Here is a 25,634-nt window from a genome sequence, read left to right as displayed (position 1 = left end):
CATGACGAACCGGGGGCAATCACGCCTCCGGTTTGCTTTCCCCCTCGTTTTGCCGCTCTTCGCGCGCACTCACCGCTCGCAACCGCGATTCATATTGCTGTAACCACAGCGGAAATACGTTGATTGGCATCGGTTTGGCGAAATAAAATCCCTGCAGCGCGTTCACGTCGCGTGAGCGTAGATAATCCGCCTGTTCGGCGGTTTCCACCCCTTCGGCCACCAGCTTTAGCTTCAGTCGGTGCGCCAAAGTAATGATGGTATCGGTGACGGTGGCGTTGATCGCATCGGTACCGATGGCGGCGGTAAAACCGCGATCGATTTTCAACACGTCAGGGCTCAGTTTTTTCAGGTAGCTGAGCGAGCTGTGGCCGGTGCCGAAATCATCGATTGCCAGCATGATCCCCATTTCCTTCAGCGTTTTGATTTGTTCATACTGAATTTCAGACAAAGCGGTGCGTTCGGTAAGCTCCAGCATCAGCGAGGGCATCGGCTGGGCCGGTAGCCAGATACGCCGAATATCGTCGATAAGGGTGACCGCATTGAAATGCTCCGCCGCGACATTAATGCTGATATAAAACGACGGGCGCGGCGGGAACAACTGCAAATTTTCCACCACGGTGGCCATCAGGTAGCGGGTCAGGGCGACGATTAGCCCATGTTGCTCCGCGAGGGGGATAAATACGTCCGGCGAGATCCAGCCCTGGCGTTTGTTTTTCCAGCGCAGCAGGGTTTCCACCCCGATGCAGCGGCCCGTTTCGGCGTTGATGATCGGCTGGCAGTAAACGCGGAATTCACGGTGGGTAATGGCATGGCCAATATGATAGGACAGGCTCATGCGATTGGCGGTGAGCAGGTACACGACATAGGCCGCCAGCAGGCTGATCAGCAACGCCAACGGGATATGGCGCGGCAGCGCAGCCAGAGCGAGCCGACTGGCCTGCGGGCCAAACAGCGAGATGGAGAAAGGGTATTGCGCTGATTTTGCGGTATAGAGAAGGCCTCTGGTCAGGGAATCGCTGCGCAGGATCTCCCGTCGACCATATTCCAGGCTGTAGTCGCCGACGTTCAGCACCACCCGCTGTGCGTAAGGCTCCTGCGGTTCCAGCAGGAAATTCGCCAACAGCTCAATATTGAATACATGCAGAACGCCGTTCAGGTTGTGACCGGCCGCACCCGGCGTCCACATGATCAGCGTTGGCACCCCTTTGGCGACAGAAAGAGAAGGGCGCAGCGCCAACTTCGCGCTACCGTCCGCCAGGGTGGGCAAGATAGCGCTGAAAACATAGTTACGTACGCCGAACAGGCTGGAACAGTAAATAACCCCGTCTTTGACCAACAGCATGGCCCGCAGCGCCTGATTTTGCGCAGCGCGAAAGCGCAGCGTCGGCATGACGGTCTCGCAGGGTTGCTCCAGCAAGGGCATGGAGCGTACGGCCTGCTGCTCGGCCGGTGCCAGCAGATTGTTGATTTTGGTGACAGTGCGGGTGGCCAGTACCCGTTGGCTTTGCTCGATGGTACCGAGTTCCTGATAGTAGCGGGTGTACAGAGAGAGCAGCAGAATAGCCAACCCAACCGCCCCGGCCAGCAGCCAACGGTAATAGCGGTATTTAGTTACGGCAAGTTGGGTCATCAACATCGGTAAATCCTTGTTCGGTAAGCTAGCCAAGCATCCTCGACCGGCCAAATTGCCATGGAATGATACTCGGCTAATTCTAGCTTGTCGTTATACAAGAGTGATGATAACCCAGTAAATTATTTAAATTTGGCGAAACAAAGGGCTAAATTGCAGGTTAACCGGAGGATCGACGCGATATTGTAAAAATATTTTTTCGTGACGCCGTCACATTTTGGTGGGTGGGTTTTTTATTATCAATAGGTTACGCAAAGAAAAACCCCGCCAGGAAGGCGGGGTGTGGGATCAATCGCACTGCACTTTTATCGCCAGGCCGCCGCGCGAGGTTTCGCGGTATTTGGCGTTCATATCTTTACCGGTTTCGTACATGGTCTCGATCACTTTATCCAGAGAAACGCGTGGCTCACTGGTGCGGCGCAGCGCCATGCGCGCCGAGTTGATCGCCTTCACGGACGCAATCGCATTACGCTCGATGCAAGGTACCTGAACCTGCCCGGCAACCGGATCGCAGGTCAGACCCAGATTATGTTCCATGCCGATTTCTGCCGCGATACAAACCTGTTCCGGGCTGCCGCCCAGCAGTTCAGCCAGACCTGCCGCCGCCATTGAGCAGGCGACGCCCACTTCACCCTGGCAGCCAACCTCGGCACCAGAGATGGAGGCGTTCATCTTGTACAGGGCGCCGACGGCACCCGCAGCCATAAAGTAGCGAATATAAATGTCCGGGCTGACGGATTCGATAAAGTGGTCATAGTAAGCCAACACGGCAGGAACGATGCCGCAGGCGCCGTTGGTCGGCGCTGTGACTACGCGGCCACCGGCGGCGTTTTCTTCGTTAACCGCCAGCGCGAACATATTGACCCAGTCAATGACGTTCATCGGGTCGCTGGACAGCTTATCGGAGGAAACCAGCAGGCGGCGCAGTGCGGAAGCGCGACGCGGTACACGCAGCGGCCCAGGCAGCACGCCCTCGGTATTCAGGCCGCGATCGATACAGGCGCGCATGGTCTGCCAGATGTTGCCGAAATAGGTTTCGATTTCCTGTTTGCTGTGCAGTGCCAACTCGTTCTGCATCACCATGCCCGACAAGGACAGCCCGGTTTCGCGGCAGTGATCGAGCATTTCACGGGCAAAATTGAACGGATAAGGGACGGCCAACTCATGTTCGTCGACTTTGCCGAAGTTCTCTTCATCGACGATAAAACCGCCGCCAATGGAGTAGTAGGTCTTGCTGTAAACTTCTTTATCACCGGCGAAGGCATGAACCTGCATGCCGTTTTCATGCAGCGGCAGGTTGTCGCTGCGGAAAACCATGCCGCCGTCGCGCGGGAAATCAACCTCATGCAAGCCACCGGCCAGCATCAGGCGTTGACGTTGTTCTACATCGTGAATAAAACCCGGGATGCTATCGATATCAACGGTATCCGGCATATTGCCTGCCAGGCCGAGGATGATAGCGATATCGGTATGGTGACCTTTACCGGTCAATGAGAGTGAGCCGTAAACGTCTACAGCCACACGCGTGATAGAAGGCATCAGGCCTTTATTTACCAGATCGTCGACAAACTGTTTGCCGGCTTTCATCGGTCCAACCGTATGAGAGCTGGACGGGCCGATGCCGATCTTAAACATGTCGAAAACGCTAATCACGCTAAAACTCCTTAGAGGCATATTGTTATGGTTGCATCGGTTAAAAACCGAGCAGGGAACAGCGATATTGTAAAAGGCCCGTACGGGTTCGGTTGCCTTTTTCGCATGAAATAAAATAATCCTTGGTGTTAACTTGCTTATTGATTGCCTCAGGCACTCGGTCAGCCGTGGAGCCTTCCGTTGCCCAAATTCCGTTAATGACAATCGCGTCAGCTTCCGTTGCTGGACGCTGCCGGCTTAATCCCTGTTTTGATAGTGGTTTATTCCGGACGGCAGTATTTTACAGGTATTTCGTAAGGTTGAAGAGAGGGTTTACAGTTTTTTTAAAACTCTGATAGCCAGAAAGGTAGTTGAAAAAGCAGATGAATGAAGTGATGAGGATCGCTTTACCTGCGGGTGTTACGCAGGTAACCGTTTGGCTTGTGATATTCATCACGAAATAAGCGTTAAATACTGACCTGTTGCGCCAGCCGCCGAATGATGGCGGCGGTCAGACCCCAGACAAACTGGCTCTGATACCAGGAAAGATAAATGCGGTGCGAATGGCCTGCACGGTGAATATCCAGCGGGTAATAGCGCGACAGCGTCAGTGCTTCATGCAGCGGCATCTCGAAGACGTCGGCCACTTCGTCTTCGTTGGCGCGGAATTGCACATCGGGCGAGATGAGACCGACCACCGGCGTGACCTGAAAGCCGGTGCTGCTGTCGAGCGGCGCCAGTTGGCCCAGCACGGTCACCGACCGGGGCGGGATCGCCACTTCTTCCTGCGCTTCACGCAGAGCGGTGATAATCGCAGAGCCATCTTCAGCATCGGTTTTACCGCCCGGAAACGCGACCTGGCCCGCATGTTTGCGCAGCGAGTCGGCGCGGCGGGTGAGCAGCAGCGTAGGTTCGGGGTGGCAGATAATAGGGATCAATACCGCCGCAGGGCGGATATTGTGCGAAATCTGCGACGCCTGCGGCAGCTGCAACTGGAAACGGCTGATAAAGGCGGTAAGCGAGGTCGGGTAGGTTGGTTGGCTCACGAGGCGGTAACCTCCCCCAGTTGCGGCAAGATGCGGCCGACTTTATCAAAGGTTTCCTGATACTCCGCCTGCTCCTGGCTGTCGGCCACGATGCCGCCGCCCGCAGAACAGTAAATGCGACCGTTTTCGGTGATTAACGTGCGGATGGTGATATTGGTGTCCATGGTGCCGCAGGCGCTGATATAACCTATGCTGCCGCAGTAGGCATTGCGCCGCTGCGGCTCAAGTTCCTCGATGATTTCCATCGCCCGCACTTTTGGCGCGCCGGTAATGGAGCCCCCCGGAAAGCAAGCGCGCAGCAGATCGGTTGCCGCGGTGCGTTCCGGCAGGATGGCGGTGATGGTGCTGACCAAATGATGGACTGCGGGGAAGGCTTCGACCACGAACAATTCGGGGACACGCACGCTGCCCGGCTCGGCGACACGGCCGATATCATTACGCAGCAGATCGACAATCATCAGATTCTCCGCACGGTCTTTCGCAGAGTGTGCCAAGCGCCGTGCCTGTTGCGCATCCTGCTCGGCATCGGCCAGCCTCGGCAAGGTGCCTTTGATCGGGCGGGTTTGAATATGCCGGTTCGCCAGCCACAGGAAACGCTCGGGCGAAACGCTCAGCACGGCGTTGTCCGGCAGGCGCAAAAAGGCGGAGAAGGGCGCGCGGTTGCTGGCGTTCAATTGTTGAAAGGCTTGCCATTCATCGCCCTGATAATCTGCTGAAAAGCGCTGCGCCAGATTAATTTGATAGCAATCACCGCTACGCAGGTAATGCTGAATGCGCTGGAACTTTTCGCCGTACTGTTGGCGCGTCATATTGGCTTGCCAGCGGCTGGTCAAGGCAAATGCCTGCTGCGGTTCCGGCCGTTGTGCGTTAAGCCACTGCCAGCGCTGTTCCGTGTCGCCGTAGCTGAGCAACGTCAATGTCTGCCGATGGTGATCGGCAATCAGCGCCCAGTCGTAAATGCCAATCGCCATATCCGGCAGCGCGATATCCGCTTGCGCCCATTGCGGCAGCTTTTCCACTCTGCGCCCCAAGTCGTAACCGAACAGCCCGAGTGCGCCCCCCTGAAACGGCAGGTTGGGATCTGCCGCGGGATGCCACCCTTGTCGTTCCAACTCTTCTTGCAGCAGGCTGAAAGGGTCTTCTTGCGACTGTCGGTGATCCTCACCGCGGCGAACCTCGGTGATTTGTCCTCGTGTGGTGAGCGTTGCGCAGGGATCCGCGACCAGAATATCGAAACGGTTATGCGAGTGCTCGGCAAACCCGGAGTGCAGCAACATTGCCCACGGTTGCTGAGCAAGCGGAGCAAAGTGCTCCAACAGGGCGGTACGGGTGTAAGGCAAAGACTTAAGATTCGGTGCGATCGCGCTCATGGGCCTCAATAAACCTGACTGACGGTAACGGCTGTTTCTGGCGGCTATTCTGCCATATTCGACCGGCGGGCGCATGCCCTGGCGTTGGAAGCCTGAGCACACTTCACATAAACGGCGAGTAAACGATTTTGTAATGAAGCATTTTTTGCGCCATTGACCAGAATCTTATGTGTTAGAAAATAATAAATTCAACCGAGATTAAATCAATTTTTACCTGCGTGTACTGATTGGAAAATAAAGCGATGAGTTGGTTTTGTCTTGTTATTATTTCAGGTTGACATCAAAAATGGCGAGGGCAAATATGTTTTATTGTCAGCTGCATCATAAGCGGAGTTTCGATTTTTCGCATCCTTGTGGCGTTCATCTTTCTTTGCGGGAAAGGCCGGCTAAAGAAATTAATTTGGGGACAAAACGCATTCATAAAGCTTGTTTGATTATTTAACTCCCCCCTTTTTTTAGAAAAAAATAAATATTTATTCGTTACTTTTTGCGAAGAGCTACCTATGCCCCTAATGTTGAGTGTCATTGTCCCGTTGCATAACGCGGGTGAACTGTTCGAGCCTTTTATGGCGTCGCTGCTGGCCCAGGATGAACAACGGCTGGAGGTGATCATCGTCAATGACGGCTCCACCGACGGCTCCGGTGCTGCCGCCCACCGCTATGCCCGGCTGCACCCGCATATTACCGTGATCGACCAGCCTAATTCTGGCGTTTCCTGCGCGCGCAATGCGGGTCTGGCTATTGCTCGGGGGAAATATGTGGCGTTTCCGGACGCGGATGATGTATTGGCACCTGAAATGTATTCAACGTTGGTGGCCTTGGCCGAACAAGAACAATTAGATGTCATGCAGTGTAACGGGGAACGTTATTTTACCCACAGGGATGAATTGCAATCGATTATTCCGCAAGATCGACTGGGCGACACCGGTGTAATTAGCGGGGCGCAATGGTTGGAGCGCGCGTTGAAAACAAGAAGGTTTATCCATGTGGTTTGGTTGGCGGTGTATCGCCTTGATTTTATTAAGCGGCATCGGTTGTATTTCGAACCGGGTTTGCATCACCAGGATATTCCCTGGACCACCGAAGTGATGTTTAATGCGCAGCGGGTCAGGTACCTCAGCAAAGCCTTGTATCGGCAACGGGTGCACGATCAATCCATCAGCAATCGTCGCCGCACCGGCAAGGCGAACGTGGAATACCAGCGGCACTACATGAAAATAGTGGAAATGCTGGTGGTGCTTAACCAGCGTTATGCCGGCAAAATGGTTATTAGACCGGCTTTTCACTGGCAGATTGCCCGCGAGGCGTTGGGTATTTGCCACAGTATTCGCCGGGAACCTGAGCTGGCGGCGCAGTGCCAAATCACCGATGAGTTCTATCAGCGCGGCATTGATCGAACCATGGCGGCTAACGCGCGCGGTCTCAAGCAGAGCTGGCACGTTATGTTGTGGTTGCATCGTCTGAAGCAGTGGCAAGGCGGCGATCATTGCTCGCAGCCCGCCGCCGAATAACAGGCGTTGGGATCCGCCGGTTTAAGGCGTATAATCCCCCTCCATTTTGCCGGAGAGAAACACATGCTTGCAGGTATGCCGTCATTGAGTCACCAAGAGCAGCAGGAAGCTGCGGACCGTATCCATCTATTGATGGAACAAGGCATGAGCAGTGGTGAAGCCATAGCGCGCGTCGCGCAGGAAATCCGCGAAAAACACCAGGGCGACCAGGTTAGCGTTCTGTTTGATGACGAAGACGAAGACGAAGATTATCAGGAAAGGCCGGACGAGCAGGATGACGACGAGTCGGAAGAAGACGAAAACTATTGATGTTGCAGGGGCCGGCAAAGCCGGCCCCAACGTTTACCCCTCAATCACTACCGCGGCGGCAGCCTGTTTGGCTAGCGCCACTGCATGCTCTACATTTTCCGCCGTTGCCAGCGCCACACCCATCCTGCGTTGCCCGTTAATTTCCGGTTTGCCGAACAAACGCAGCTGATTGTGGCCGCTCAGTGCGCGATCCAAACCGCTGAAGCGCAGATCGCTGCTGGTCATTTGTGGCAGGATCACCGCCGAGGCCGAAGGGCCGAACTGACGAATCGCGCCAATGGGCAGACCAAGGAAGGCGCGAACGTGCAGGGCGAATTCGGACAGGTCCTGCGAGATCAACGTCACCATGCCGGTATCGTGCGGGCGCGGCGATACCTCGCTGAAGATCACTTCATCGCCGCAGACGAACAATTCAACGCCGAACAGGCCGAATCCGCCTAACGCCTGCACCACGTTTTGCGCAATCTCCTGCGCGCGGTTCAATGCCAGCTCGCTCATCCGTTGCGGTTGCCACGATTCGCGATAATCTCCGTCCTCCTGGCGGTGGCCTATTGGCGCGCAGAAATGGACACCGTCGATCGCACTGATGGTCAACAGGGTAATTTCAAAATCAAACTTCACCAGACCTTCGACAATCACTCGCCCGCCGCCGGCGCGGCCGCCCTGTTGGGCATAATCCCAGGCGGTTTTCAGCTGCTCCGGGCTGCGGATCAGGCTCTGGCCCTTACCGGAGGAGCTCATGACCGGTTTGATAATGCACGGATAGCCAATTTCGGCGACGGCCTGCCGGAAGGCTTCTTCGCCGTCGGCAAAGCGGTAGCTGGAGGTCGGCAGGCCCAGGGTTTCAGCGGCCAGACGGCGGATACCTTCACGGTTCATGGTCAGGCGAGTCGCTTCGGCACAGGGCACTACGCGGTGTCCTTGCTGCTCCAACTCAACCAGCATGCTGGTGGCGATGGCTTCGATCTCCGGCACGATGTAATCGGGACGTTCCTGTTCAATCAGGGCTTTCAGTGCGTTGCCGTCCAGCATATTGATGACGTGGCTGCGGTGCGCCACGTGCATGGCCGGGGCGTCCGCATAACGGTCTACGGCAATCACTTCCAGTCCTAAACGCTGGCATTCGATGGCAACTTCTTTACCCAATTCGCCGGAGCCGAGCAGCATGACGCGGGTGGCGGACGGGCGCAGGGCGGTTCCAATAGTTAACATAGTCTCGTACCTGGATCTGTGGATTTAACGCGGTCTGATAATGGGTGTGCAGTATATACGAAAACGTTTGCGCATGCAGGCGGGGGAGACGGAGGGCGATGTTATTGTCAAAAAAACCTGTCCGGCGGCTTTTTTTATGCGTGAAATCCGTAAACCCTACTATCTCTGTTATCATCTGCGGCTGATTCGGCGCCAACCCGTGGGCGCGCCGCCATTCCATTTGCCATATAAGAGTTATCGCCGTGAGCACAGTATCTTTTTCTTCCCTGCCGCTGCCAGCCGAACAGTTGGCCAACCTCAACGAACTGGGGTACGCCGAAATGACGCCGGTACAGGCCGCCGCGTTGCCCGCCATCCTGAAAGGGCAGGACGTTCGTGCCAAAGCAAAAACCGGCAGCGGTAAAACGGCGGCGTTCGGTATCGGCCTGCTGGACAAAATCAATGTTTCCCAGGTGGCGACACAGGCGTTGATTTTGTGCCCGACACGCGAACTGGCTGACCAGGTAAGCAAAGAGTTGCGTCGGCTGGCGCGTTTCACCCAGAACATCAAAATCCTTACCCTGTGCGGTGGCCAACCAATGGGGCCTCAGCTCGATTCGCTGGTGCATGCACCGCATATCGTGGTGGGCACGCCGGGGCGTCTTCAGGAGCATTTGCGCAAGAAAACGCTGGTGTTGGATGAATTGAAAGTGCTGGTGCTGGATGAAGCCGATCGCATGCTGGACATGGGCTTTGCCGATGACATCGACGATGTGATCAGTTACACCCCGCCGCAGCGCCAGACTCTGTTGTTCTCGGCGACCTATCCGAGTGGCATTGAGCGCATCAGCGCTCGCGTGCAGCGTGAGCCGTTGAATGTGGAAGTGGACGATGGCGACGATCAGACCTCCATTGAACAACGCTTCTACGAGACTACCCGCGATCAGCGCCCGGCGGTGCTGGTGTCCGCCATTCGTCATTATCAGCCTTCTTCCTGCGTGGTGTTCTGCAACACCAAGCGCGATTGCCAGAGCGTATATGAAGCGCTGGAAGCCCGTGGTATCAGCGTATCGGCTCTGCATGGCGATTTGGAACAGCGCGATCGCGATCAGGTGCTGGTGCGTTTTGCCAACCGCAGTTGCCGGGTGCTGGTAGCGACCGACGTAGCCGCTCGCGGGCTGGATATCAAAGAGCTGGAGCTGGTAGTCAACTATGAGTTGGCATTTGATCCGGAAGTACACGTACACCGTATTGGCCGTACTGGCCGCGCGGGCCTGAACGGCCTGGCGATCAGCCTGTGTACGCCGCAGGAGATGGAGCGTGCGCATGCGGTCGAGGAGTACCAGCGCAAGGCGGTCAACTGGGCGCCGGTGTCTGAACTGAGCGGTGCTTCCAATACCACGCTGGAGGCCGAAATGGTCACCCTGTGCATCGACGGCGGGCGCAAAGCCAAAATTCGCCCTGGCGACATTCTCGGTGCCTTGACCGGCGACGCCGGGTTGACGGCCGCTGAAGTGGGGAAAATCGACATGTTCCCGGTACACGCCTATGTGGCGATCCGCAAGGCCAGCGCTCGCAAGGCGCTGCAACAGCTTCAGCAGGGCAAAATCAAAGGCAAGAACTGCAAGGTGCGGTTGTTGAAATAATTCGCGTCAGGGGTGCGCCTTGCATCCCTGCGTAAAATCACCTTATACTGTATAAAAATACAGTATTCTAACCTTTGAGGAATGCACACATGGCTGTTGAAGTAAAATATGTGGTGGTGAGAAACGGTGAGGAAAAGATGACTTTCGCAACCAAGAAAGAAGCCGATGCTTACGACAAAATGCTGGATCTGGCGGACAGTCTCGGTGAATGGCTGCAACAGGCGCCTCTTAACCTGGATGACGAGCAGCGTGAAGGGCTGAGCTTCTTCCTGGCGGAGCATAAAGACGCGCTGGGGCAAATTTTGCGTGGCGCCGCGCCGGCGGAAGCGCCGAAGAAAGCGGCCAAAGTAAAAATGGAAAAATCTGTCGCTACCTCAAAAGAGGGGTCTACGTCAGAAAAGCAGGCAGCATAATGACTTATGTTGCGGCAATGTGATGAAAAAGGATCTAGAATGACCCGTGGAATAACTTTCTTCAGTCGCTTTGAGCAAGACATTCTGGCCGGGCTCAAGACCATTACTCTCCGGGACGCCAGTGAATCCCACTTTCAACCCGGGGAAGTATTGCGTGTTAGCCGTAATGAAGACGACGTATTTTTCTGCTTTATTGAAGTGCTGTCAGTCACGCCGATTCACCTGGATGCGCTAACCGAACAGCATGCCAAACAAGAAAATATGTCGCTCAGCGAGCTGAAGCAGGTGATCAAGGAAATCTATCCGGGGTTGGATGAGCTGTTTGTCATCAGCTTCGTAAAACGCTGATCCTTTGCCAGACCTGTTGTGAGCCAGGGGGCAAATGCCCATGGATAGTGTCAATCACAACTGGAGGGCATATGAAAAGAACGGGACTGAGTTTGGCCGTAGCGCTGTTGGCCATGGCGGGTTTGACGACGACGGTACAGGCACAGGAGCAGCGCACTGCCAAAGTGGCGCAATGTAGCGGCCTGCAACCGGCAGGCGTCGCCGCTCAGGTAAAACGCGATTATCTGCAGAACCGCATCACGCGCTGGGCATCGGATAAAAAGTTGCTGGGCACAGACACTCCGATAGTTTGGATCAGCCCGGAAGCCATCACCGGCAAGGACGCGATCTGGCAGGTGCCGTTGACGGTACGGGGTACCAGACAGGATAAAACCTATAACGTTACTCTTGACTGCAACACGGGTGGAATCACCTACAGCGAACCGCAGTAACGCCACTGCTTTCAGGCTAAAGTCTGCCTGAAAATAATAAACCCGCCTTGTCAGCGGGTTTTTTGGTTTTAGCTGTTTACCTTAGTCGGTGAACGGAATAACCAGTTCACCAGGCTTCACTTCCAGCCCTTTTGCCAGCTTCTTCGCCAGCGCTTCGGTTTTGCTGTTATCCGGGTTCAGCACGTAGGCCGGTTTTTGATCGAAGTAGGATTTCAGCGACTGATTCAGGTAAGGGGTCAGCGCTTTCATCACCGTCTGCATTTTTTCCGGCTGCACGCTATAGTCGGTCAGCTCCATGTCCTTCAGGAATATCGCACCTTGCTCACGGTCATAGACCGGCTGCGCCTTCAGCGTCAGTTTCAGGTCTGCCGTCTGCGGGCCGAGGATCGAGCTGATATTCACCTTGGCATCGCCGGAAAGGGTGACCTTGCCCGGCTCACTGCGGCCAATCTGACTTTTTAACTGGGTCAGCACAATATTGGCATCCAACAGCCCCGGCACGCCGATTTGCTTCTGATAATCGTTGTGCTTTTGCAGGTAATCATTCACTTCCTGTTCGCTGAGCGTGTATTGAGTGAGTTGATTACAACCAGCCAATACGCCGGCGAACAGCAGGGCGGCCGCGCCCATCAGAATCTTCTTCATTTGTGCCTCATAGCTACTGCCAACAAATTGCTGCAGATAATTGATTTGTCATTATAAGCGGCCACCGCCTGTGAGGGAAATCGCTGACGGTGGCAAGCAGAATGATAGTGCGCGTGAAAGATGGCATCACCTATCGGATAACGCTGAAACTGCTCAGCGCCGCAGACGCAGCGCCAGCAACAGCACGCCGCCCAGACAGGCCAGCCCACCCAACGCAGGAAACAGCGGAATGCCCCAAAGCCGCAGCGAAGCGTGCATCAGGTAGGGCGCAAGCCCCAGCGCGAAGGCTGCGGTGACAATGGCGATAGCCAGAGTGACGGCGGCCCGTTCCAGCGCTTTGCTCAACTGATCGATATTCTTGACGTTGATGTCGGCGCCGATTTGCCCGCGCTTCATACGGCGCATCAGCAGCCGCAGGGTTTGCGGGATCTCTTCACCGGCATCCAGCGCTTCCGCACCCAACGCCAGCATGCGCCGTTGCACCGCGTCGGGGGCGTAACGCTGCAACATCACCTGCTGCAGCATGGGTTTCAACGTGGCGATAATGTCAAAGTTGGGATCGAGCCGGTGCAGCACGCCGTCTGCGGTGATCAACGCCTTGAACAGCAGCACCAGGTCCGGCGGCATCGCCAGTTGGTGCTCACGTGCCATTACCAGCAGATCGGTCAACGCCTTGCCTAACGTCAGGGTGGCGGAGGCTTGCTTATCGAGGAAGTTTTGCGCCGCCAGTTCCAGATCCAACAGATCCAGCGGATCGCTGTCCGACCAGGCAATCAGGGTATTAACGATGCCACCGGACTCGCGTTCAGCGATGGACTGCAACAGAAGTAACAGTTGATTGCGACGCCGTTCGGAAAGCTGCCCCACCATGCCGAAATCGATAAAACCGACGCGGTTACCCGCTAACGCCATGACGTTGCCGGGATGAGGGTCGGCGTGGTAAAGGCGATGCTCCAGCACCATTTTCATAAAAGCTTGTGCGCCGCGTTGCGCCAGTAACGGGCCGTCAAACCCGGCCGCCGCCAACTGCTGAGGGTTCTCCGGCGCGGTACCCGGCAAGAATTCCTGAACCAGCAGGCGTTTTGACGACCACTGCCAGTAAATCTTCGGGATTGCCACCTCAGGTTGCCGGGCAAAGCATTCAGCAATACGCTCGCAGTTATTGCCTTCGTGGGTCAAGTCCAGTTCGTGATTGAGCGCGGTCGCCAGCGCTCGCACCATTTGACGCGGGCGGTGACGGGCCAGCGTCGGGCTTTGCTGTTCAACGGTTTCCGCCAGATAAGTCAGCAGGCGTAAATCGGCGTGAATGGTTTTCGCAAGGCTTGGTCGCAGCACCTTGATCACCACCGCTTCGCCGCTGTGCAGGCGTGCGCGGTAAATTTGCGCCATCGAGGCGGCGGCCAGCGGCGTGTTGTCAAACTCGGCAAACAGCTTGTGCGGTTCGGCGCCCAGATCGGCCGTGACTTGCGCTGCCAGCTCGCTCCATGGCAGGGTAGACGCCTGACTGTGCAAGCGATCAAGTTCGTCGGTCCAACTCGAGTCAAGCAGGTCCGAACGGGTAGCCAGAATCTGCCCGAATTTGACAAAGGTGGGCCCCAGCGCCTCCAGCGCAGCGCGCAAACGCGCCGGCAGGGTTTGGTTATCTTGTTGAACACCGCCGTTTTCGGCACCGCTCAGCAGGGAGCCCAGGCCCAGCAGGCGAATGATATCCTGTAATCCGTAGCGGATTAACACCGAGGAAATCTCTTTCAGTCGCGCCCGGTCGCGGGCGGTAACCAACACCATTTTCAGCATATGCGCGCTATATCCTTATTGCGAAAGGGCTCACTGTTCCATATCGAGCAGCAGCGGAACGTCACTGAGTTGCGCCATACGGTTGCGGTAGGCCTCAACGTTTTCCGGTAGCGTAACCCCGGCGACGATCGACAGAGAACGCAGCAGCGGAAACAGCTGAATGTCATCTTCAGACAAGGTGCCATTCACCGCATCAGGGGCGACAATCAGGCCGGAAAGCGCCTGGAGATCGATCTCCAGCTCAGCGATCAGATCGGCGCTGTTGGCCAGATGCTCGGCAAAATCACCGATCGAGGCCTGTTTCTTGCGGGCAAAGTATTGGCGTGCGCTGTCAGTGGCGAACTCTTCGAAATCGGCATTGGCAATGCGCGGCAGCAGTAATTTTGCGGAGTAGGCACCGACCCGTTGCAGCCAGTCGGCGATGGCCGGGTTGGTTTTGCCGGTCAGCAGCGGCAGGCCGTCGAGGTTATCGACGTAGCGTACGATATCCATGCTTTCCGGCAGATAACTGCCATCGTCTTTTTGCAGAATGGGCGCCATTTTCTTGCCAATCATGCTGATGGGCGTGGCTTCATCATCGTTGAGCAAGGTGACGAGGCGGACAGGCAGATTTTTCAGGCCGAAAATCATGCGGGCTTTAACGCAGAATGGGCAATGATCGTAGATAAACAGTTTCATGCTTGCTCCGGTTGTCAGGTTTGAACAGCAATAGTTATCACAGCATACTGAGGCTGTCGCGAAGAGTTGTGTTGGAAGGTGCGTTATTGTGGCGTGGCCCGCGCATTGCGCACGGGCCATAGCAGAGGTTACTTTTTGGTCGGCACTGAATTGATGACGTCTATCAGGTGCGTACGCGCCTCTTCCAAATCGATTTTATCGCGCTCGTTGGCTGCATTGACTATCTGCAACTGCTTGATGATGTCACTTTTCAGAGTGGCATTTTCAGCAATGATATGAGCCAGGGCTTTTTCTACCAACGTTGAGCGCGCGTAGATCATGCGCAAGTTAAGTACCATGTGTTCCAGCAGTTGCGGTAATTTTTCTTCATCTGTCATTGCCAACTTCTCCTGTTCCCATTTTTACTATCAGGATAGCAGCTCTGGGAAATTCGGCTGATTTTCTGGCAACTTAGAGAAAAAACTCACCCGTCGCGCAAGATCGCCGGTGCGGCAGTGCGCGGATTGAACTGCCAGTACAGAGCGAACAGCGTAATAAAACCCACGATACCCAGCAGGATCCACGGCAGTTCGGGCAGATTCATCGTCCGGCCGGTGTCGTACATCCAACCGCCGCCGGTGTAACCGATCGCGCCACCCAAAGCCAGCCCGAGGCGGCTGAATCCCATATAGCTACCGCGTGCGCGCGGATCCGCCAGTGAGGCGCCGAGGGTTTCCCGCGCCGGTTCGGCGATGATGGAACCGAGGTAGAAACAGCAGATCAGGGTGAAGACGCTCTGCAGGCTGGTCGCCAGGCCGATAGGCAGCAGGCTGAGGGTCATCAGCAGCAGGCCTGCCATCAACCGCTGTTCCAGGCGAAAACGCTTTTCGCTCCAGCGTGCCAGCGGGTAGAGCAGTGACAGCGACAGCGCGGCCTCAATGGCATACATCCATTTTACCGCTGCCGGCGAGCCGGCGATTTCATTGACCACGATAGGCAACATCAGCATCACCTGAACCGACAGCATGTAGTAGCCGGTCAGCGTCAGCACATAAGTCAGGAAACGGCGGTCGCGCAGCACGCGCATCATGCCTTCTTTCATCGGGGCGCGAACGGTGGAAATTCGGTAAGCCGGCAGCAGCCAGGCGTTCCAACCTGCCGCCAGCACGAAAATGGCCGCGCCAACCCAGCAAACGAAGTGGAAATCATATTGCAGCAGCCAACTGCCGATCAGGGCGCCAATCACTGCGCCGGCGCTGTCTTGCATCATCAACAGAGAATAAAAGCGGCTGCGTTCATGCGGGCGGGTGAGCTTAATCACCAGCGCGGTGCGTGGCGGATCAAACAGCGTGCCACCGAGTGCGGAAAGGGCGCAAGAGAACCACAGCAGCCAGGGCTCATCGGCCATCGCCATGGTGGCGAAGCCTGCCGCGCGCATCAGCATGCCGGTGACGATCATCGGCTTGGCGCCGAACCGGTCGGCTATCGCGCCGCCGAAGATCCCCAACCCTTGCTGAATCAACTGTCGTAAACCCAGGGCGACGCCAACCACCACCGCCGCCCAGCCGAGTTGGTCGACAAAGCGGATTGAAATAAGCGGAAAGACCACAAAGAAGCCCAAAACAACCAACAGATTATCGAGTAACAGGAAATATTTACCCAAGCTCCGAGCTTGCGATACCAGAGACATGCTTCACCACGAGCAATTAAGAGGGAGAGGAGAGCGACCCGTCTAGTTTGTACCCAATCCCCGGAGGCCGATAGGGGCGAGGTAGATAATATTTTTTTATCGTCAATACGTTACCCGTACGGCAAAACAGCACGAAAATAGCCGTAAAATGATTAATCGCTTATTTACTGAGCTGTCGGGGTTTTACCTCCAGGGCAGGCTACGGTTATATTAAATGAGGGGAAGTGCGGTTCTGCGCCGGTCGTTGAAAAATAATGGCTCAGGATATGATCGTTACGGGATTATTATCCGGACGCGCACCCAATAAATACTTCTTATCGAACCGTTCTGACCGCGGGGGAAATGATGTTTGGCTACCGCTCTGCATCACCGAAAGTACGTCTCATCACCGACCGACAGGTCGTGCGTTTGGTTCATGAACGCGATGCTTACCGTATGGCGGAATACTATGCCGAGAACCGGGCTTTTCTGAAGCCCTGGGAACCGGTGCGGGATGAAAGCCATTGTTATCCGTCCGGCTGGCAGGCGCGGCTGGGGATGATCACTGAAATGCAAAAGCAGGGCAGCGCTTACTATTTTATCCTGCTCGATCCGGAAGAAAATGAAGTGCGGGGCGTGGCGAACTTCAGCAACGTACTGCGCGGTTCGTTTCATGCCTGTTTTCTCGGCTATTCGCTGGCTGAAAAGTGGCAAGGGCAGGGCCTGATGTATGAAGCCCTGCAGTCGGCGATCCGCTATATGCTGCGTCAACAGCGCATGCACCGCATTATGGCCAACTATATGCCGCACAATCAGCGCAGCGGCGCGCTGCTCGCTCGTCTGGGATTTGAACGTGAAGGTTATGCCAAGGATTATCTGCTGATCGACGGGCAGTGGCAGGATCACGTCCTGACTGCATTCACCAATAAAGAATGGCTACCGCCACGCTGAGAGCAAAAATGAAATACGAATTAAGCGCTAAAGAAGCCAGAGTGATTGGCTGCCTGCTGGAAAAACAGGTCACCACGCCGGACCAGTATCCTCTCTCCCTGAATGGGATCACCCTGGCGTGCAACCAGAAAACCAACCGCGAACCGGTGATGGATCTGACGGAAAGCGAAGTGCAGCAAGTTCTCGACCTGTTGTTAAAAAAACATTTTTTGCGAACGCTGAGCGGCTTCGGTAACCGGGTAGTCAAGTATGAACACCGTTTTTGCAATTCGGAATTCGGTCAACTGAAACTGTCTGCCGCCGAACTGGCGGTGATAGCCACCCTGCTGCTGCGCGGTGCGCAAACCCCCGGTGAATTGCGGACCCGTACCAACCGCATGCATGAATTCAGCGATGTTTCTGAAGTGGAGCTGGTGCTGCAGCAGTTGAGCGCCCGTGAGGACGGGCCGTTTGTCGTGCGTTTGGCGCGGGAGCCGGGCAAACGCGAAAGCCGCTTTATGCATCTGTTCAGCGGCCCGATTGATGAGGCGGCGGCGGAGGTTGTGGCGATCGATGACGCTGAATTGAGTGAGCGCGTCAGCGTGCTGGAAAGCGAAGTCGCAGAATTGAAACAACAGTTGCAGGCGTTACTGGCTCGGGGGCAGCATGACTAAATTACGCGTTGGCGTTGTGGGGCTGGGTGGCATCGCGCAAAAAGCCTATCTGCCGATCCTCTCCCAGGCAGCGGATTGGACGCTGGTCGGCGGCTTTTCCCCTAATCAGCAAAAAGCGCAGCCGATATGCGACAGCTACCGCATGGCCTGTTTTTCCAGCCTGGATAGCCTGGCGCAGCAGTGTGATGCGGTATTTGTTCACAGCAGCACCGCCAGTCATTTTCAGGTGATAAGCGAGCTGCTGCGTCATGGCGTGCATGTTTATGTCGATAAACCGCTGGCGGAGACCCTGGAGCAGGGCGAGCAGTTGCTCGCCTTGGCCGAGAAGCAGCGCAAAACGCTGATGGTGGGTTTTAACCGCCGTTTTTCCCCGGTGTATCGCCAGTTGAAACAGGAAATGCAACGGCCGGCGTCGATTCGCATGGATAAGCACCGGGCCGACAGCGTCGGGCCAAACGGCCTGCGTTTTACCTTGCTGGACGATTATTTGCATGTGGTTGATACCGCGTTGTGGCTGGGGGGAAGTGAAGGGCAGTTACTCAGCGGCAGCCTGCGTGTCACAGATGCCGGTGAACTGCTGTATGCCGAACACCACTTTGCCTGCGGCGAAACTCTGGTGACCACCAGCATGCATCGCCGGGCCGGCAGCCAGCGCGAAAGCGTGCAGGCGGTGGCCGAGGGGGCCGTGTATCAGGTGAACGATATGCGGCAATGGTTGCGGGAAGATCCGCAGGGCGTGCTGGAGCAGCCGGTGGCCGGTTGGCAAACTACCCTGGCGCAGCGCGGTTTTGACGGCGCCATCCGGCATTTTATCGAGTCTGTCAGCAACCAGACCGTGCCGGAAACGGCCGGGGAACAGGCTATCGCCGCTCAGCGGGTGATCGAACGGCTGCTGCAGGATGCCGGTTTGTAAGGCGATGCCCCGCGTGGGGCGCACGCGCTATTGCGGGATGTGCCTATAACTCCATGTAACATATGGCGGTAGCTATTCTGCTGTGGATGCGTAAACTTATCCGCTAGTTTTACGGACGCCTGCTGATGCAGGCGTCGACATTTACGGGATACATCAGACAACCACATGAACCTACTAAAATCACTGGCCGCCGTGAGCTCTATGACGATGTTTTCACGGGTGCTGGGCTTTGCCCGTGACGCCATAGTGGCGCGCGTGTTTGGTGCCGGTATGGCGACAGACGCCTTCTTCGTGGCGTTCAAACTGCCTAACCTGCTGCGCCGTATTTTTGCCGAAGGCGCATTTTCTCAGGCCTTTGTGCCGATCCTGGCCGAATATAAAACCCAGCAGGGTGAGGAGGCGACTCGGACCTTCATCGCCTACGTTTCCGGCTTACTTACGCTGGTGCTGGCGGTGGTCACCGTATTGGGGATGCTGGCTGCCCCTTGGGTGATCTACATTACCGCGCCGGGCTTCGCCGATTCGCCGGACAAGTTCGCGCTGACCTCGTCGCTGCTGCGCATCACTTTCCCCTATATTCTGCTGATTTCACTGGCTTCGCTGGTGGGTTCGATCCTCAATACCTGGAACCGTTTTTCGATCCCGGCCTTTGCGCCGACGCTGTTGAACGTCAGCATGATTGGCTTTGCGCTGTTTGCCGCACCTTATTTCAACCCACCGGTGCTGGCGTTGGCCTGGGCGGTGGTAGTGGGCGGCGTGCTGCAACTGGGTTACCAGCTCCCACACCTGAAAAAGATCGGCATGCTGGTATTGCCGCGCCTCAAGCTGGGCGATGCCGGCGTATGGCGGGTGATGCGCCAAATGGGGCCGGCGATCTTTGGCGTTTCGGTAAGCCAGATCTCGCTGATTATCAATACCATTTTCGCTTCGTTCCTGGTCTCGGGCTCGGTATCCTGGATGTACTATGCCGATCGTCTGATGGAGTTCCCTTCCGGCGTGCTGGGCGTGGCCCTGGGTACCATCCTGCTGCCGTCGCTGGCCAGGAGCTTTTCCAGCGGTAACCACGAGGAGTATTCGCGCCTGATGGACTGGGGGTTGCGCCTGTGTTTCCTGCTGGCGCTGCCGAGCGCCATTGCCTTGGGGATATTGGCCAAACCCTTGACCGTATCGCTGTTCCAGTACGGCAAGTTCAGCGCTTTTGACGCGGCCATGACCCAGCGTGCGCTGGTGGCGTACTCGATAGGCCTGATGGGATTGATCGTGGTGAAGGTATTGGCGCCGGGCTTCTATTCGCGGCAGGACATTAAAACGCCGGTGAAAATCGCCATTATTACGCTGGTCATGACGCAGGTGATGAATCTGATGTTTATTGGCCCGTTAAAGCATGCCGGCCTTTCGCTGTCGATTGGGTTGGGAGCTTGTCTTAACGCCTCGCTGCTGTACTGGCAGTTGCGTAAGCAACAAATTTTCCACCCGCAGCCGGGCTGGGCAATGTTCCTCACCAAACTGGTGATTGCGGTGATCGTGATGTCGGCGGTGTTGGTGGGCGTGATGTGGCTGATGCCGGCCTGGGATCAGGGCAACATGCTGGAGCGCCTGCTGCGACTGGCGGTGGTGGTGGTGGCCGGCGTGGTCGCCTATTTTGGCGTGTTGGCCGGTTTGGGCTTCCGCCCACGGGACTTCGCGCGCCGGGTGGCATAAACGGGAATTCCCGGCCGCCATTGCACAAAAAAGGGTCGCCTCGGCGACCCTTTCTCGTTTTCAAACGCTGCCTTACATGCGTTCGACAGTGTCGATACCCAGCGTATCCAGACCGGTTTTCAGTGTCCTGGCGGTCAACAATGCCAGTTTCAGGCGGCTTTGGCGCGCTTCTTCGCTGTCTGCATTCAGGATTTGGCAATGTTCGTAGAAACCGGAGAACAGGCCCGCCAGGTCGTACAGGTAAGTACACATCACGTGTGGCGTGCCATCGCGTGCCACGGTGGTGATGACTTCTTCAAATTGCAGCAGACGGGTCGCCAGCGCAATCTCACGCTCTTCGCTCATCACCAGCGGCAGCGTCAGGTTGCTCTCGTCGAGACCGGCGCGTTTGAATACCGAGGCCACGCGGGTATAGGCATACTGCATATAAGGGGCGGTATTGCCCTCAAACGCCAGCATGTTGTCCCAGTCGAAGATGTAGTCGGTCGTACGGCTTTTTGACAGATCGGCGTATTTGACTGCGCCGATACCGACCACGTTCGCCAGGTGCTGCATTTCTGCCGCCGGCATATCCGGGTTTTTCTCGGCAATCAGTTTGCCGGCGCGATCGATAGCTTCATCCAGCAGATCGGACAGCCTCACGGTACCGCCCGCACGGGTTTTGAACGGCTTGCCGTCTTTGCCCAGCATCATGCCGAACATGTGGTGTTCCAGCGAGAGGGAGTCCGGGATGTAACCGGCTTTACGCACGATGGTCCACGCCTGCATCAGATGCTGGTGCTGGCGGGAGTCGATGTAGTACAGCACGCGGTCTGCGCCCAGCGTTTCGTAGCGGTATTTGGCGCAGGCGATATCGGTGGTGGTGTACAGGTAGCCGCCATCCTTCTTCTGGATGATGACGCCCATAGGTTCGCCGTCTTTATTCTGGTATTCGTCGAGAAATACCACGGTGGCGCCTTCGCTTTCCACCGCCAGCCCCTTGGCTTTCAGATCGGAGACGATGCCCGGCAGCATCGCGTTATACAGGCTCTCGCCCATTACGTCGTCTTCGGTCAGGGTGACATTCAGGCGGTTATAGGTGAGCTGGTTTTGCGCCATGGTGATGTCGACCAGCTTACGCCACATCTTCAGGCAGTATTGATCGCCGCCCTGCAATTTCACCACGTAGGCGCGGGCGCGTTCGGCGAAACCGGCATCTTCGTCGTAGTGTTTCTTCGCTTCACGATAGAACTGTTCCAGATCGGACAGGCCCATGTCGCTGGCATTTTCATTCTGCATTTTTTCCAGGTAGGCAATCAGCATGCCGAACTGGGTGCCCCAATCGCCGACGTGGTTGGCGCGGATCACTTTATGGCCCAGGAATTCCTGAGTGCGTGCAGCGGCGTCGCCGATAATGGTCGAACGCAAGTGACCGACGTGCATCTCTTTCGCCACGTTGGGCGCGGAGTAGTCGATGACGATGGTTTGTTGTTTAACCGGTGCAATGCCAAGCTTTGGCGCACTCAGCACTTGATCGACCTGCTGAGCAACCCATTCACCGTTCAGGAAGATATTAATAAAGCCGGGGCCGGCAATTTCTACTTTGCTGGCGATGTCGCCGAGATCAAGCAGCTGTACCACTTTTTCCGCCAACTGGCGTGGCGGCATGCCGAGTTTCTTGGCTACGGACATCACGCCGTTTGCCTGATAGTCGCCAAATTGTGCTTTTGCTGACTGACGGACCTGCGCTTCGCAATCGGCTGGCGCGCCTGCGGCAATCAGCGCCTGGCTGACTTTATCTGAAAGAAGAACCTGAATATTCACCGGGTTACCTTAATGACGAACGAGGGGCCGTATGCCATGCCCCTGCGGGATTCAAAGGTGGTTTTCTGGCTGCGCGTCAAGACGGCGGCCCACCACAAAACAGCCTGTAATTGTAACCGATCTGATGTGTTACGTCAGCAGTTGGCGCGGGAGAGAAGGCGAAAGTGCAGGTCTGAAAATGCCCGCCCAACAAAGAGAGCGTGTTTTAAAGGGGAGGAGCGCACAGTGCAAGAAGGTCAAGAAGAGCGAAAAGGAATAGGCGAGAAGGAAACGAAATAAGCGGTTCTAATGCTTTTTGTTATGACGTCGGGAGTCCAGAGTGTTAATGCGACGCGATTTGAAATGGCGGTATATCGCGTACACGGCAATAACTACCAGTAGCAAAGATGTGATTAAAAGAAACATAAGCATTATCTCAATTTTTGATTTTACCCAAAGTAGCGTAATTGATTTTTATAATCAATTATTAAAGTGACCTTTAAGATAAGTCTCAGGTTTTTGCGGGGTTAAAATCAATGAAAACAATAAATTGGCATTCCATTTCTTACTGCTTAATTATTATATTGCATTGTTAATCCTGTGGTTTTTGGCACGTGCTATAGAGTGTGAATGATCCGTTTTTTGGATTCGATATGGCTTGTTAAGTTAATAGTCTCTGAAATTTTTTCGTCATAAGAAAAAGCTATGTCTTGTTGCGAATATTCTGAGTTTTAATTAATCAATCAGGGCTGTTAAATCGCCATTAATAAACTCAATAACGCTTATTCTTTTGTGCTCTTTATCGGCATTACCCGAAATATTTTACGCAACGGTAATGCAGAGGACACAAATGTTGCATCTTGCCAGGGCAAAACGTGGATAGCTGCGCCCCAGCCGTGTAAATTACCCCCCTGAATTTGCTTTCCGTTGTTTCGAGGACCTTATGACGATCTTCCCGGCCATTGCCGAGCTTAATGATTTAGCGCTGGATCTGCCGCGTTTCGAACTGGCGCTGAGCCAGTTTGCGGAAAAACTGCATCTGGATTTGTCGCAGTTCAGTGCGGACCACATTTCGGTGCGTTGCCACCAGAACACTACCGCTGAACGCTGGCGACAGGGGTTGCTGCAGTGTGGTTCGTTGCTGTCTGAAGCGACGATCAAAGGTCGCCCGATTTGCCTGTTTGATCTACAGCAGCCGTTGCAGGTAGGACCGTGGTTAATTGACTGCGTGGAACTGCCTTACCCGGGGGAAAAGCGCTATCCGCACGAAGGATGGGAACATGTGGAACTGGTGCTTAGCGGCGATCCTGCATCGCTGTATGCACGCGCGCTGAGCCATTTGCCCGATGAGGCACTGTTGGCACCGGGGATCAAGTTGAAACAGAGTTCACCGCGGGGCGAGAGTGAACGGTTGCCGAATCCGACGCTGGCGATCACTGACGGTAGCGTGACGATTAAGTTTCACCCTTATTCCATCCGGGATATCGTCGCCAGCGAGCAAGCTTAACCGGGCATCAGAGCTTGGGTGGCCAGCATCATGCGATCCAGCGCCTGCGCCAGCAGCTCGCGCCGGCAGCCGAAATTCAGGCGTACAAAACGGCGGTTACCGAAATCCAGGCCCGCACTTAAGCCCACCCCGGCCCGTTCAAAGAAAGCGTGCGGATTGTCGGTCGCCAGTTGGCTGCAATCGATCCAGGCCAGATAGGTGGCTTCGATCGGATGCAACAGCAGGCCGGGCATGGCGTTGATGCGCTCGGTCACCAAATTGCGGTTGGCACGCAGATAAACCAACAGGGCATCCAGCCACTCTTGTCCGTCCTGGTAGGCAGCCTGCGCGGCAACCAGCGCCAGCACGTCAACGTCCGGGACTATGCCGTTGCGCGCCCGGACCAGCTTTTGACGAAGGCCGGCGTTGGGGATCACCGCCATTGATGCACCCAGTCCGGCAATATTGAAGGTTTTCGAGGGCGACATCAGCGTAATGCTACGTTGGGCGGCGTCTTCATTAAGCGTGGCAAAGGGGATATGTTCACAGCCCGGTTCAAGCAACAGATCACAATGAATTTCATCAGAACAGACGATCAAATCATGGCGACGGGCGAATTCATGCTGTTGCAACAACTCCTCCCGCCGGTAGACGGTTCCGCCCGGATTTTGCGGGTTGCACAGCAACAGCAATTTTTCGCTGCCGTTGAGCTGACCCGCTACCGCGTTGAAATCCAGCAACCAGCGCTCATCGTGCAGCCTGAGCGGTACCGGCAGATGCGGGCGTCCGGCGAATTTCGCCGCCTTGCGAAACGGTGGGTAGATGGGCGATGGCGCCAGGCTGCCTTCGCCCTCAGCGGTAAAGGCGCGGACGCACAAATTGAGTCCACAGACCAGGCCGGGCAGGAAAATCAGCCATTCGGGCAAAATGTGCCAGCCGTAGCGCTCTAGCATGCGGCGGGTAAAAACCTCGATAAGTTCAGGGGCGGGATGACCGTAGCCGAACACACCATGGGCCACGCGCCGCTGCAATGCGTCGATGATGGCGGGCGGTGACGGGAAGTCGGTGTCGGCGACCCAGAGCGGAATAATGTCGCGGTCGCGATATTTATCCCACTTAACGCTGTCACTGTGACTACGGTCTACCCATTGATCAAAATTGAATGCCATAGTTATTATCCTGAACCGGTTCATGTCTACCAATGAGCCTACGCGAGAAATTCTGAAGTTAACAAATTGCCGTCACATTTTGGCCGTCATCTGGGGGTGACAATGATTAAACTGGAAGTTTGCTGCTATAGCGTCGATTGTGCGCTGACGGCTGAGCGGGCAGGAGCTGACCGCATAGAATTGTGCGCCAGCCAAAGTGAGGGGGGTTTGACGCCCAGCTACGGCTCTTTGCGTCTGGCGCGCGACAGGGTATCCGTCCCGGTGCATCCGATAGTCCGCCCGCGCGGCGGGGATTTTTGCTACGGCGCGGTGGATTTCGACGTGATCAAGCAGGATATCGTGCAGATCCGCGACATGGGTTTTGCCGGCGTGGTTGTTGGCATGCTGGATCAAGAAGGGCACATCGACCTGCCGCGCATGCGCGAAGTCATGCGGTTGAGCGGCAATATGGCGGTCACTTTCCATCGTGCTTTCGACATGTGTCAGAACCCGATGGTGGCACTTGATCAACTGACGCAACTGGGCGTGGCGCGGATTCTGACTTCTGGCCAACAGCAAAGCGCCGAGCTTGGGCTGCCGTTGCTGCGCGATCTGGTGCAGGCCAGCCAAGGGCCGGTGATTATGGCCGGTGCCGGCGTAAGGCTCAGTAATCTGCACAAGTTTGTGGATATCGGTATTCAGGAGGTG

24 protein-coding genes are annotated in these 25,634 nt (G+C 55.8%); 12 read left to right on the top strand and 12 right to left on the bottom strand.

Annotated features, from left to right (window positions below; genetic code table 11):
* Nucleotides 1-19: 19 nt before the first annotated feature.
* The 4 genes from D4100_RS09105 to pabB form a co-directional block, all read right to left on the bottom strand.
* On the bottom strand, nucleotides 20-1,636 hold the full coding sequence (locus D4100_RS09105) for an EAL domain-containing protein (protein ID WP_006321671.1): 1,617 nt from the start codon (nucleotides 1,634-1,636) through the stop codon (nucleotides 20-22).
* A gap of 282 nt (nucleotides 1,637-1,918) precedes the next feature.
* Nucleotides 1,919-3,283, bottom strand: coding sequence for an L-serine ammonia-lyase (gene sdaA / locus D4100_RS09100; RefSeq protein ID WP_119804141.1), 1,365 nt, complete (start codon nucleotides 3,281-3,283; stop codon nucleotides 1,919-1,921).
* 446 nt (nucleotides 3,284-3,729) lie between these two features.
* Nucleotides 3,730-4,308, bottom strand: coding sequence for a CoA pyrophosphatase (locus D4100_RS09095; protein WP_006321673.1), 579 nt, complete (start codon nucleotides 4,306-4,308; stop codon nucleotides 3,730-3,732).
* Nucleotides 4,305-5,678, bottom strand: coding sequence for an aminodeoxychorismate synthase component 1 (gene pabB, locus D4100_RS09090; RefSeq protein WP_119804140.1), 1,374 nt, complete (start codon nucleotides 5,676-5,678; stop codon nucleotides 4,305-4,307). The genes D4100_RS09095 and pabB overlap by 4 nt, the downstream gene beginning before the upstream one ends.
* Nucleotides 5,679-6,181: 503 nt before the next feature.
* Here pabB and D4100_RS09085 point away from each other — a divergent pair.
* Both D4100_RS09085 and D4100_RS09080 read left to right on the top strand, forming a co-directional pair.
* Nucleotides 6,182-7,189, top strand: coding sequence for a glycosyltransferase (locus D4100_RS09085; protein WP_119804139.1), 1,008 nt, complete (start codon nucleotides 6,182-6,184; stop codon nucleotides 7,187-7,189).
* Nucleotides 7,190-7,252: 63 nt separating this feature from the next.
* On the top strand, nucleotides 7,253-7,498 hold the full coding sequence (locus D4100_RS09080) for a YoaH family protein (RefSeq protein WP_006316778.1): 246 nt from the start codon (nucleotides 7,253-7,255) through the stop codon (nucleotides 7,496-7,498).
* 33 nt (nucleotides 7,499-7,531) lie between these two features.
* Here D4100_RS09080 and purT read toward each other — a convergent pair whose 3' ends face one another.
* Nucleotides 7,532-8,710 (bottom strand): formate-dependent phosphoribosylglycinamide formyltransferase, encoded by a 1,179-nt coding sequence (gene purT, locus D4100_RS09075; protein WP_119804138.1) that lies wholly within the window; start codon nucleotides 8,708-8,710, stop codon nucleotides 7,532-7,534.
* 242 nt (nucleotides 8,711-8,952) lie between these two features.
* Between purT and dbpA the strand changes: the two genes are divergently transcribed.
* The 4 genes from dbpA to yebF all read left to right on the top strand — a co-directional run bounded on the left by dbpA (nucleotide 8,953) and on the right by yebF (nucleotide 11,527).
* A complete protein-coding gene (gene dbpA / locus D4100_RS09070; RefSeq protein WP_006316780.1) occupies nucleotides 8,953-10,335 on the top strand; it encodes an ATP-dependent RNA helicase DbpA in 1,383 nt (460 codons plus the stop codon).
* An 89-nt stretch (nucleotides 10,336-10,424) separates the two neighbouring features.
* Nucleotides 10,425-10,748 carry a YebG family protein gene (locus D4100_RS09065; protein ID WP_006316782.1) on the top strand — a complete coding sequence of 108 codons (324 nt, stop codon included), beginning with the start codon at nucleotides 10,425-10,427 and terminating at the stop codon, nucleotides 10,746-10,748.
* A 39-nt stretch (nucleotides 10,749-10,787) separates the two neighbouring features.
* On the top strand, nucleotides 10,788-11,096 hold the full coding sequence (gene yqfB / locus D4100_RS09060) for a N(4)-acetylcytidine aminohydrolase (protein WP_006316783.1): 309 nt from the start codon (nucleotides 10,788-10,790) through the stop codon (nucleotides 11,094-11,096).
* Between the two features lie 71 nt (nucleotides 11,097-11,167).
* Entirely contained in the window at nucleotides 11,168-11,527 is a 360-nt protein-coding gene (yebF, locus tag D4100_RS09055; protein WP_119804137.1) for a protein YebF, read from the top strand.
* A gap of 81 nt (nucleotides 11,528-11,608) precedes the next feature.
* Here yebF and D4100_RS09050 read toward each other — a convergent pair whose 3' ends face one another.
* The 5 genes from D4100_RS09050 to mdtH form a co-directional block, all read right to left on the bottom strand.
* Nucleotides 11,609-12,172, bottom strand: a complete 564-nt coding sequence (locus tag D4100_RS09050) for a lipoprotein (protein ID WP_006316785.1) — start codon at nucleotides 12,170-12,172, stop codon at nucleotides 11,609-11,611.
* Nucleotides 12,173-12,325: 153 nt separating this feature from the next.
* Nucleotides 12,326-13,966: an ABC1 kinase family protein gene (locus D4100_RS09045; protein WP_006316786.1), complete on the bottom strand. Its 1,641-nt coding sequence runs from the start codon at nucleotides 13,964-13,966 to the stop codon at nucleotides 12,326-12,328.
* Between the two features lie 30 nt (nucleotides 13,967-13,996).
* Nucleotides 13,997-14,644: a glutaredoxin 2 gene (grxB, locus tag D4100_RS09040; RefSeq protein WP_006316787.1), complete on the bottom strand. Its 648-nt coding sequence runs from the start codon at nucleotides 14,642-14,644 to the stop codon at nucleotides 13,997-13,999.
* A gap of 128 nt (nucleotides 14,645-14,772) precedes the next feature.
* Nucleotides 14,773-15,021, bottom strand: coding sequence for a hypothetical protein (locus D4100_RS09035; RefSeq protein ID WP_006316788.1), 249 nt, complete (start codon nucleotides 15,019-15,021; stop codon nucleotides 14,773-14,775).
* An 86-nt stretch (nucleotides 15,022-15,107) separates the two neighbouring features.
* Nucleotides 15,108-16,313 carry a multidrug efflux MFS transporter MdtH gene (gene mdtH / locus D4100_RS09030; RefSeq protein ID WP_006316789.1) on the bottom strand — a complete coding sequence of 402 codons (1,206 nt, stop codon included), beginning with the start codon at nucleotides 16,311-16,313 and terminating at the stop codon, nucleotides 15,108-15,110.
* Between the two features lie 345 nt (nucleotides 16,314-16,658).
* Between mdtH and rimJ the strand changes: the two genes are divergently transcribed.
* From rimJ to murJ, 4 genes are all read left to right on the top strand, one after another.
* Nucleotides 16,659-17,243: a ribosomal protein S5-alanine N-acetyltransferase gene (gene rimJ, locus D4100_RS09025; protein WP_006316790.1), complete on the top strand. Its 585-nt coding sequence runs from the start codon at nucleotides 16,659-16,661 to the stop codon at nucleotides 17,241-17,243.
* Nucleotides 17,244-17,251: 8 nt separating this feature from the next.
* Nucleotides 17,252-17,896: a YceH family protein gene (locus D4100_RS09020; RefSeq protein WP_006316791.1), complete on the top strand. Its 645-nt coding sequence runs from the start codon at nucleotides 17,252-17,254 to the stop codon at nucleotides 17,894-17,896.
* Entirely contained in the window at nucleotides 17,889-18,809 is a 921-nt protein-coding gene (locus D4100_RS09015) for a Gfo/Idh/MocA family protein (RefSeq protein ID WP_006316792.1), read from the top strand. The genes D4100_RS09020 and D4100_RS09015 overlap by 8 nt, the downstream gene beginning before the upstream one ends.
* Before the next feature lie 165 nt (nucleotides 18,810-18,974).
* Nucleotides 18,975-20,510: a murein biosynthesis integral membrane protein MurJ gene (gene murJ, locus D4100_RS09010; RefSeq protein WP_119804136.1), complete on the top strand. Its 1,536-nt coding sequence runs from the start codon at nucleotides 18,975-18,977 to the stop codon at nucleotides 20,508-20,510.
* Nucleotides 20,511-20,582: 72 nt separating this feature from the next.
* Here the strand turns inward: murJ and argS are convergent, their stop codons facing one another.
* On the bottom strand, nucleotides 20,583-22,313 hold the full coding sequence (argS, locus tag D4100_RS09005) for an arginine--tRNA ligase (protein WP_119804135.1): 1,731 nt from the start codon (nucleotides 22,311-22,313) through the stop codon (nucleotides 20,583-20,585).
* A 922-nt stretch (nucleotides 22,314-23,235) separates the two neighbouring features.
* Between argS and D4100_RS09000 the strand changes: the two genes are divergently transcribed.
* Nucleotides 23,236-23,799: a VOC family protein gene (locus D4100_RS09000; protein WP_006316796.1), complete on the top strand. Its 564-nt coding sequence runs from the start codon at nucleotides 23,236-23,238 to the stop codon at nucleotides 23,797-23,799.
* Here the strand turns inward: D4100_RS09000 and D4100_RS08995 are convergent.
* Entirely contained in the window at nucleotides 23,796-24,947 is a 1,152-nt protein-coding gene (locus tag D4100_RS08995; RefSeq protein ID WP_119804134.1) for a MalY/PatB family protein, read from the bottom strand. The two genes, D4100_RS09000 and D4100_RS08995, sit on opposite strands and share 4 nt — an antisense overlap.
* Before the next feature lie 102 nt (nucleotides 24,948-25,049).
* Here D4100_RS08995 and cutC point away from each other — a divergent pair.
* Nucleotides 25,050-25,634: copper homeostasis protein CutC (gene cutC, locus D4100_RS08990; RefSeq protein ID WP_119804133.1), on the top strand; the 585-nt coding region annotated here is incomplete at its 3' end.

Origin of the sequence: Serratia inhibens (assembly GCF_003591175.1) — a bacterium.
In the GTDB taxonomy this organism is placed as follows: Bacteria; Pseudomonadota; Gammaproteobacteria; order Enterobacterales; family Enterobacteriaceae; genus Serratia; species Serratia inhibens.
Note: the sequence above shows the minus strand (reverse complement) of the source record. Positions and strands in the feature narration are given on the sequence as shown.

Bases quoted from the DNA above. Each gene is read 5' to 3' on its own strand.
- D4100_RS09105 (WP_006321671.1), bottom strand. From the start codon at position 1,636: ATGTTGATGACCCAACTTGCCGTAACTAAATACCGCTATTACCGTTGG.
- pabB (WP_119804140.1), bottom strand. From the start codon at position 5,678: ATGAGCGCGATCGCACCGAATCTTAAGTCTTTGCCTTACACCCGTACC.
- D4100_RS09085 (WP_119804139.1), top strand. From the start codon at position 6,182: ATGCCCCTAATGTTGAGTGTCATTGTCCCGTTGCATAACGCGGGTGAA.
- D4100_RS09080 (WP_006316778.1), top strand. From the start codon at position 7,253: ATGCTTGCAGGTATGCCGTCATTGAGTCACCAAGAGCAGCAGGAAGCT.
- purT (WP_119804138.1), bottom strand. From the start codon at position 8,710: ATGTTAACTATTGGAACCGCCCTGCGCCCGTCCGCCACCCGCGTCATG.
- D4100_RS09065 (WP_006316782.1), top strand. From the start codon at position 10,425: ATGGCTGTTGAAGTAAAATATGTGGTGGTGAGAAACGGTGAGGAAAAG.
- yqfB (WP_006316783.1), top strand. From the start codon at position 10,788: ATGACCCGTGGAATAACTTTCTTCAGTCGCTTTGAGCAAGACATTCTG.
- yebF (WP_119804137.1), top strand. From the start codon at position 11,168: ATGAAAAGAACGGGACTGAGTTTGGCCGTAGCGCTGTTGGCCATGGCG.
- D4100_RS09050 (WP_006316785.1), bottom strand. From the start codon at position 12,172: ATGAAGAAGATTCTGATGGGCGCGGCCGCCCTGCTGTTCGCCGGCGTA.
- D4100_RS09045 (WP_006316786.1), bottom strand. From the start codon at position 13,966: ATGCTGAAAATGGTGTTGGTTACCGCCCGCGACCGGGCGCGACTGAAA.
- grxB (WP_006316787.1), bottom strand. From the start codon at position 14,644: ATGAAACTGTTTATCTACGATCATTGCCCATTCTGCGTTAAAGCCCGC.
- D4100_RS09035 (WP_006316788.1), bottom strand. From the start codon at position 15,021: ATGACAGATGAAGAAAAATTACCGCAACTGCTGGAACACATGGTACTT.
- mdtH (WP_006316789.1), bottom strand. From the start codon at position 16,313: ATGTCTCTGGTATCGCAAGCTCGGAGCTTGGGTAAATATTTCCTGTTA.
- rimJ (WP_006316790.1), top strand. From the start codon at position 16,659: ATGTTTGGCTACCGCTCTGCATCACCGAAAGTACGTCTCATCACCGAC.
- D4100_RS09020 (WP_006316791.1), top strand. From the start codon at position 17,252: ATGAAATACGAATTAAGCGCTAAAGAAGCCAGAGTGATTGGCTGCCTG.
- D4100_RS09015 (WP_006316792.1), top strand. From the start codon at position 17,889: ATGACTAAATTACGCGTTGGCGTTGTGGGGCTGGGTGGCATCGCGCAA.
- murJ (WP_119804136.1), top strand. From the start codon at position 18,975: ATGAACCTACTAAAATCACTGGCCGCCGTGAGCTCTATGACGATGTTT.
- D4100_RS09000 (WP_006316796.1), top strand. From the start codon at position 23,236: ATGACGATCTTCCCGGCCATTGCCGAGCTTAATGATTTAGCGCTGGAT.
- D4100_RS08995 (WP_119804134.1), bottom strand. From the start codon at position 24,947: ATGGCATTCAATTTTGATCAATGGGTAGACCGTAGTCACAGTGACAGC.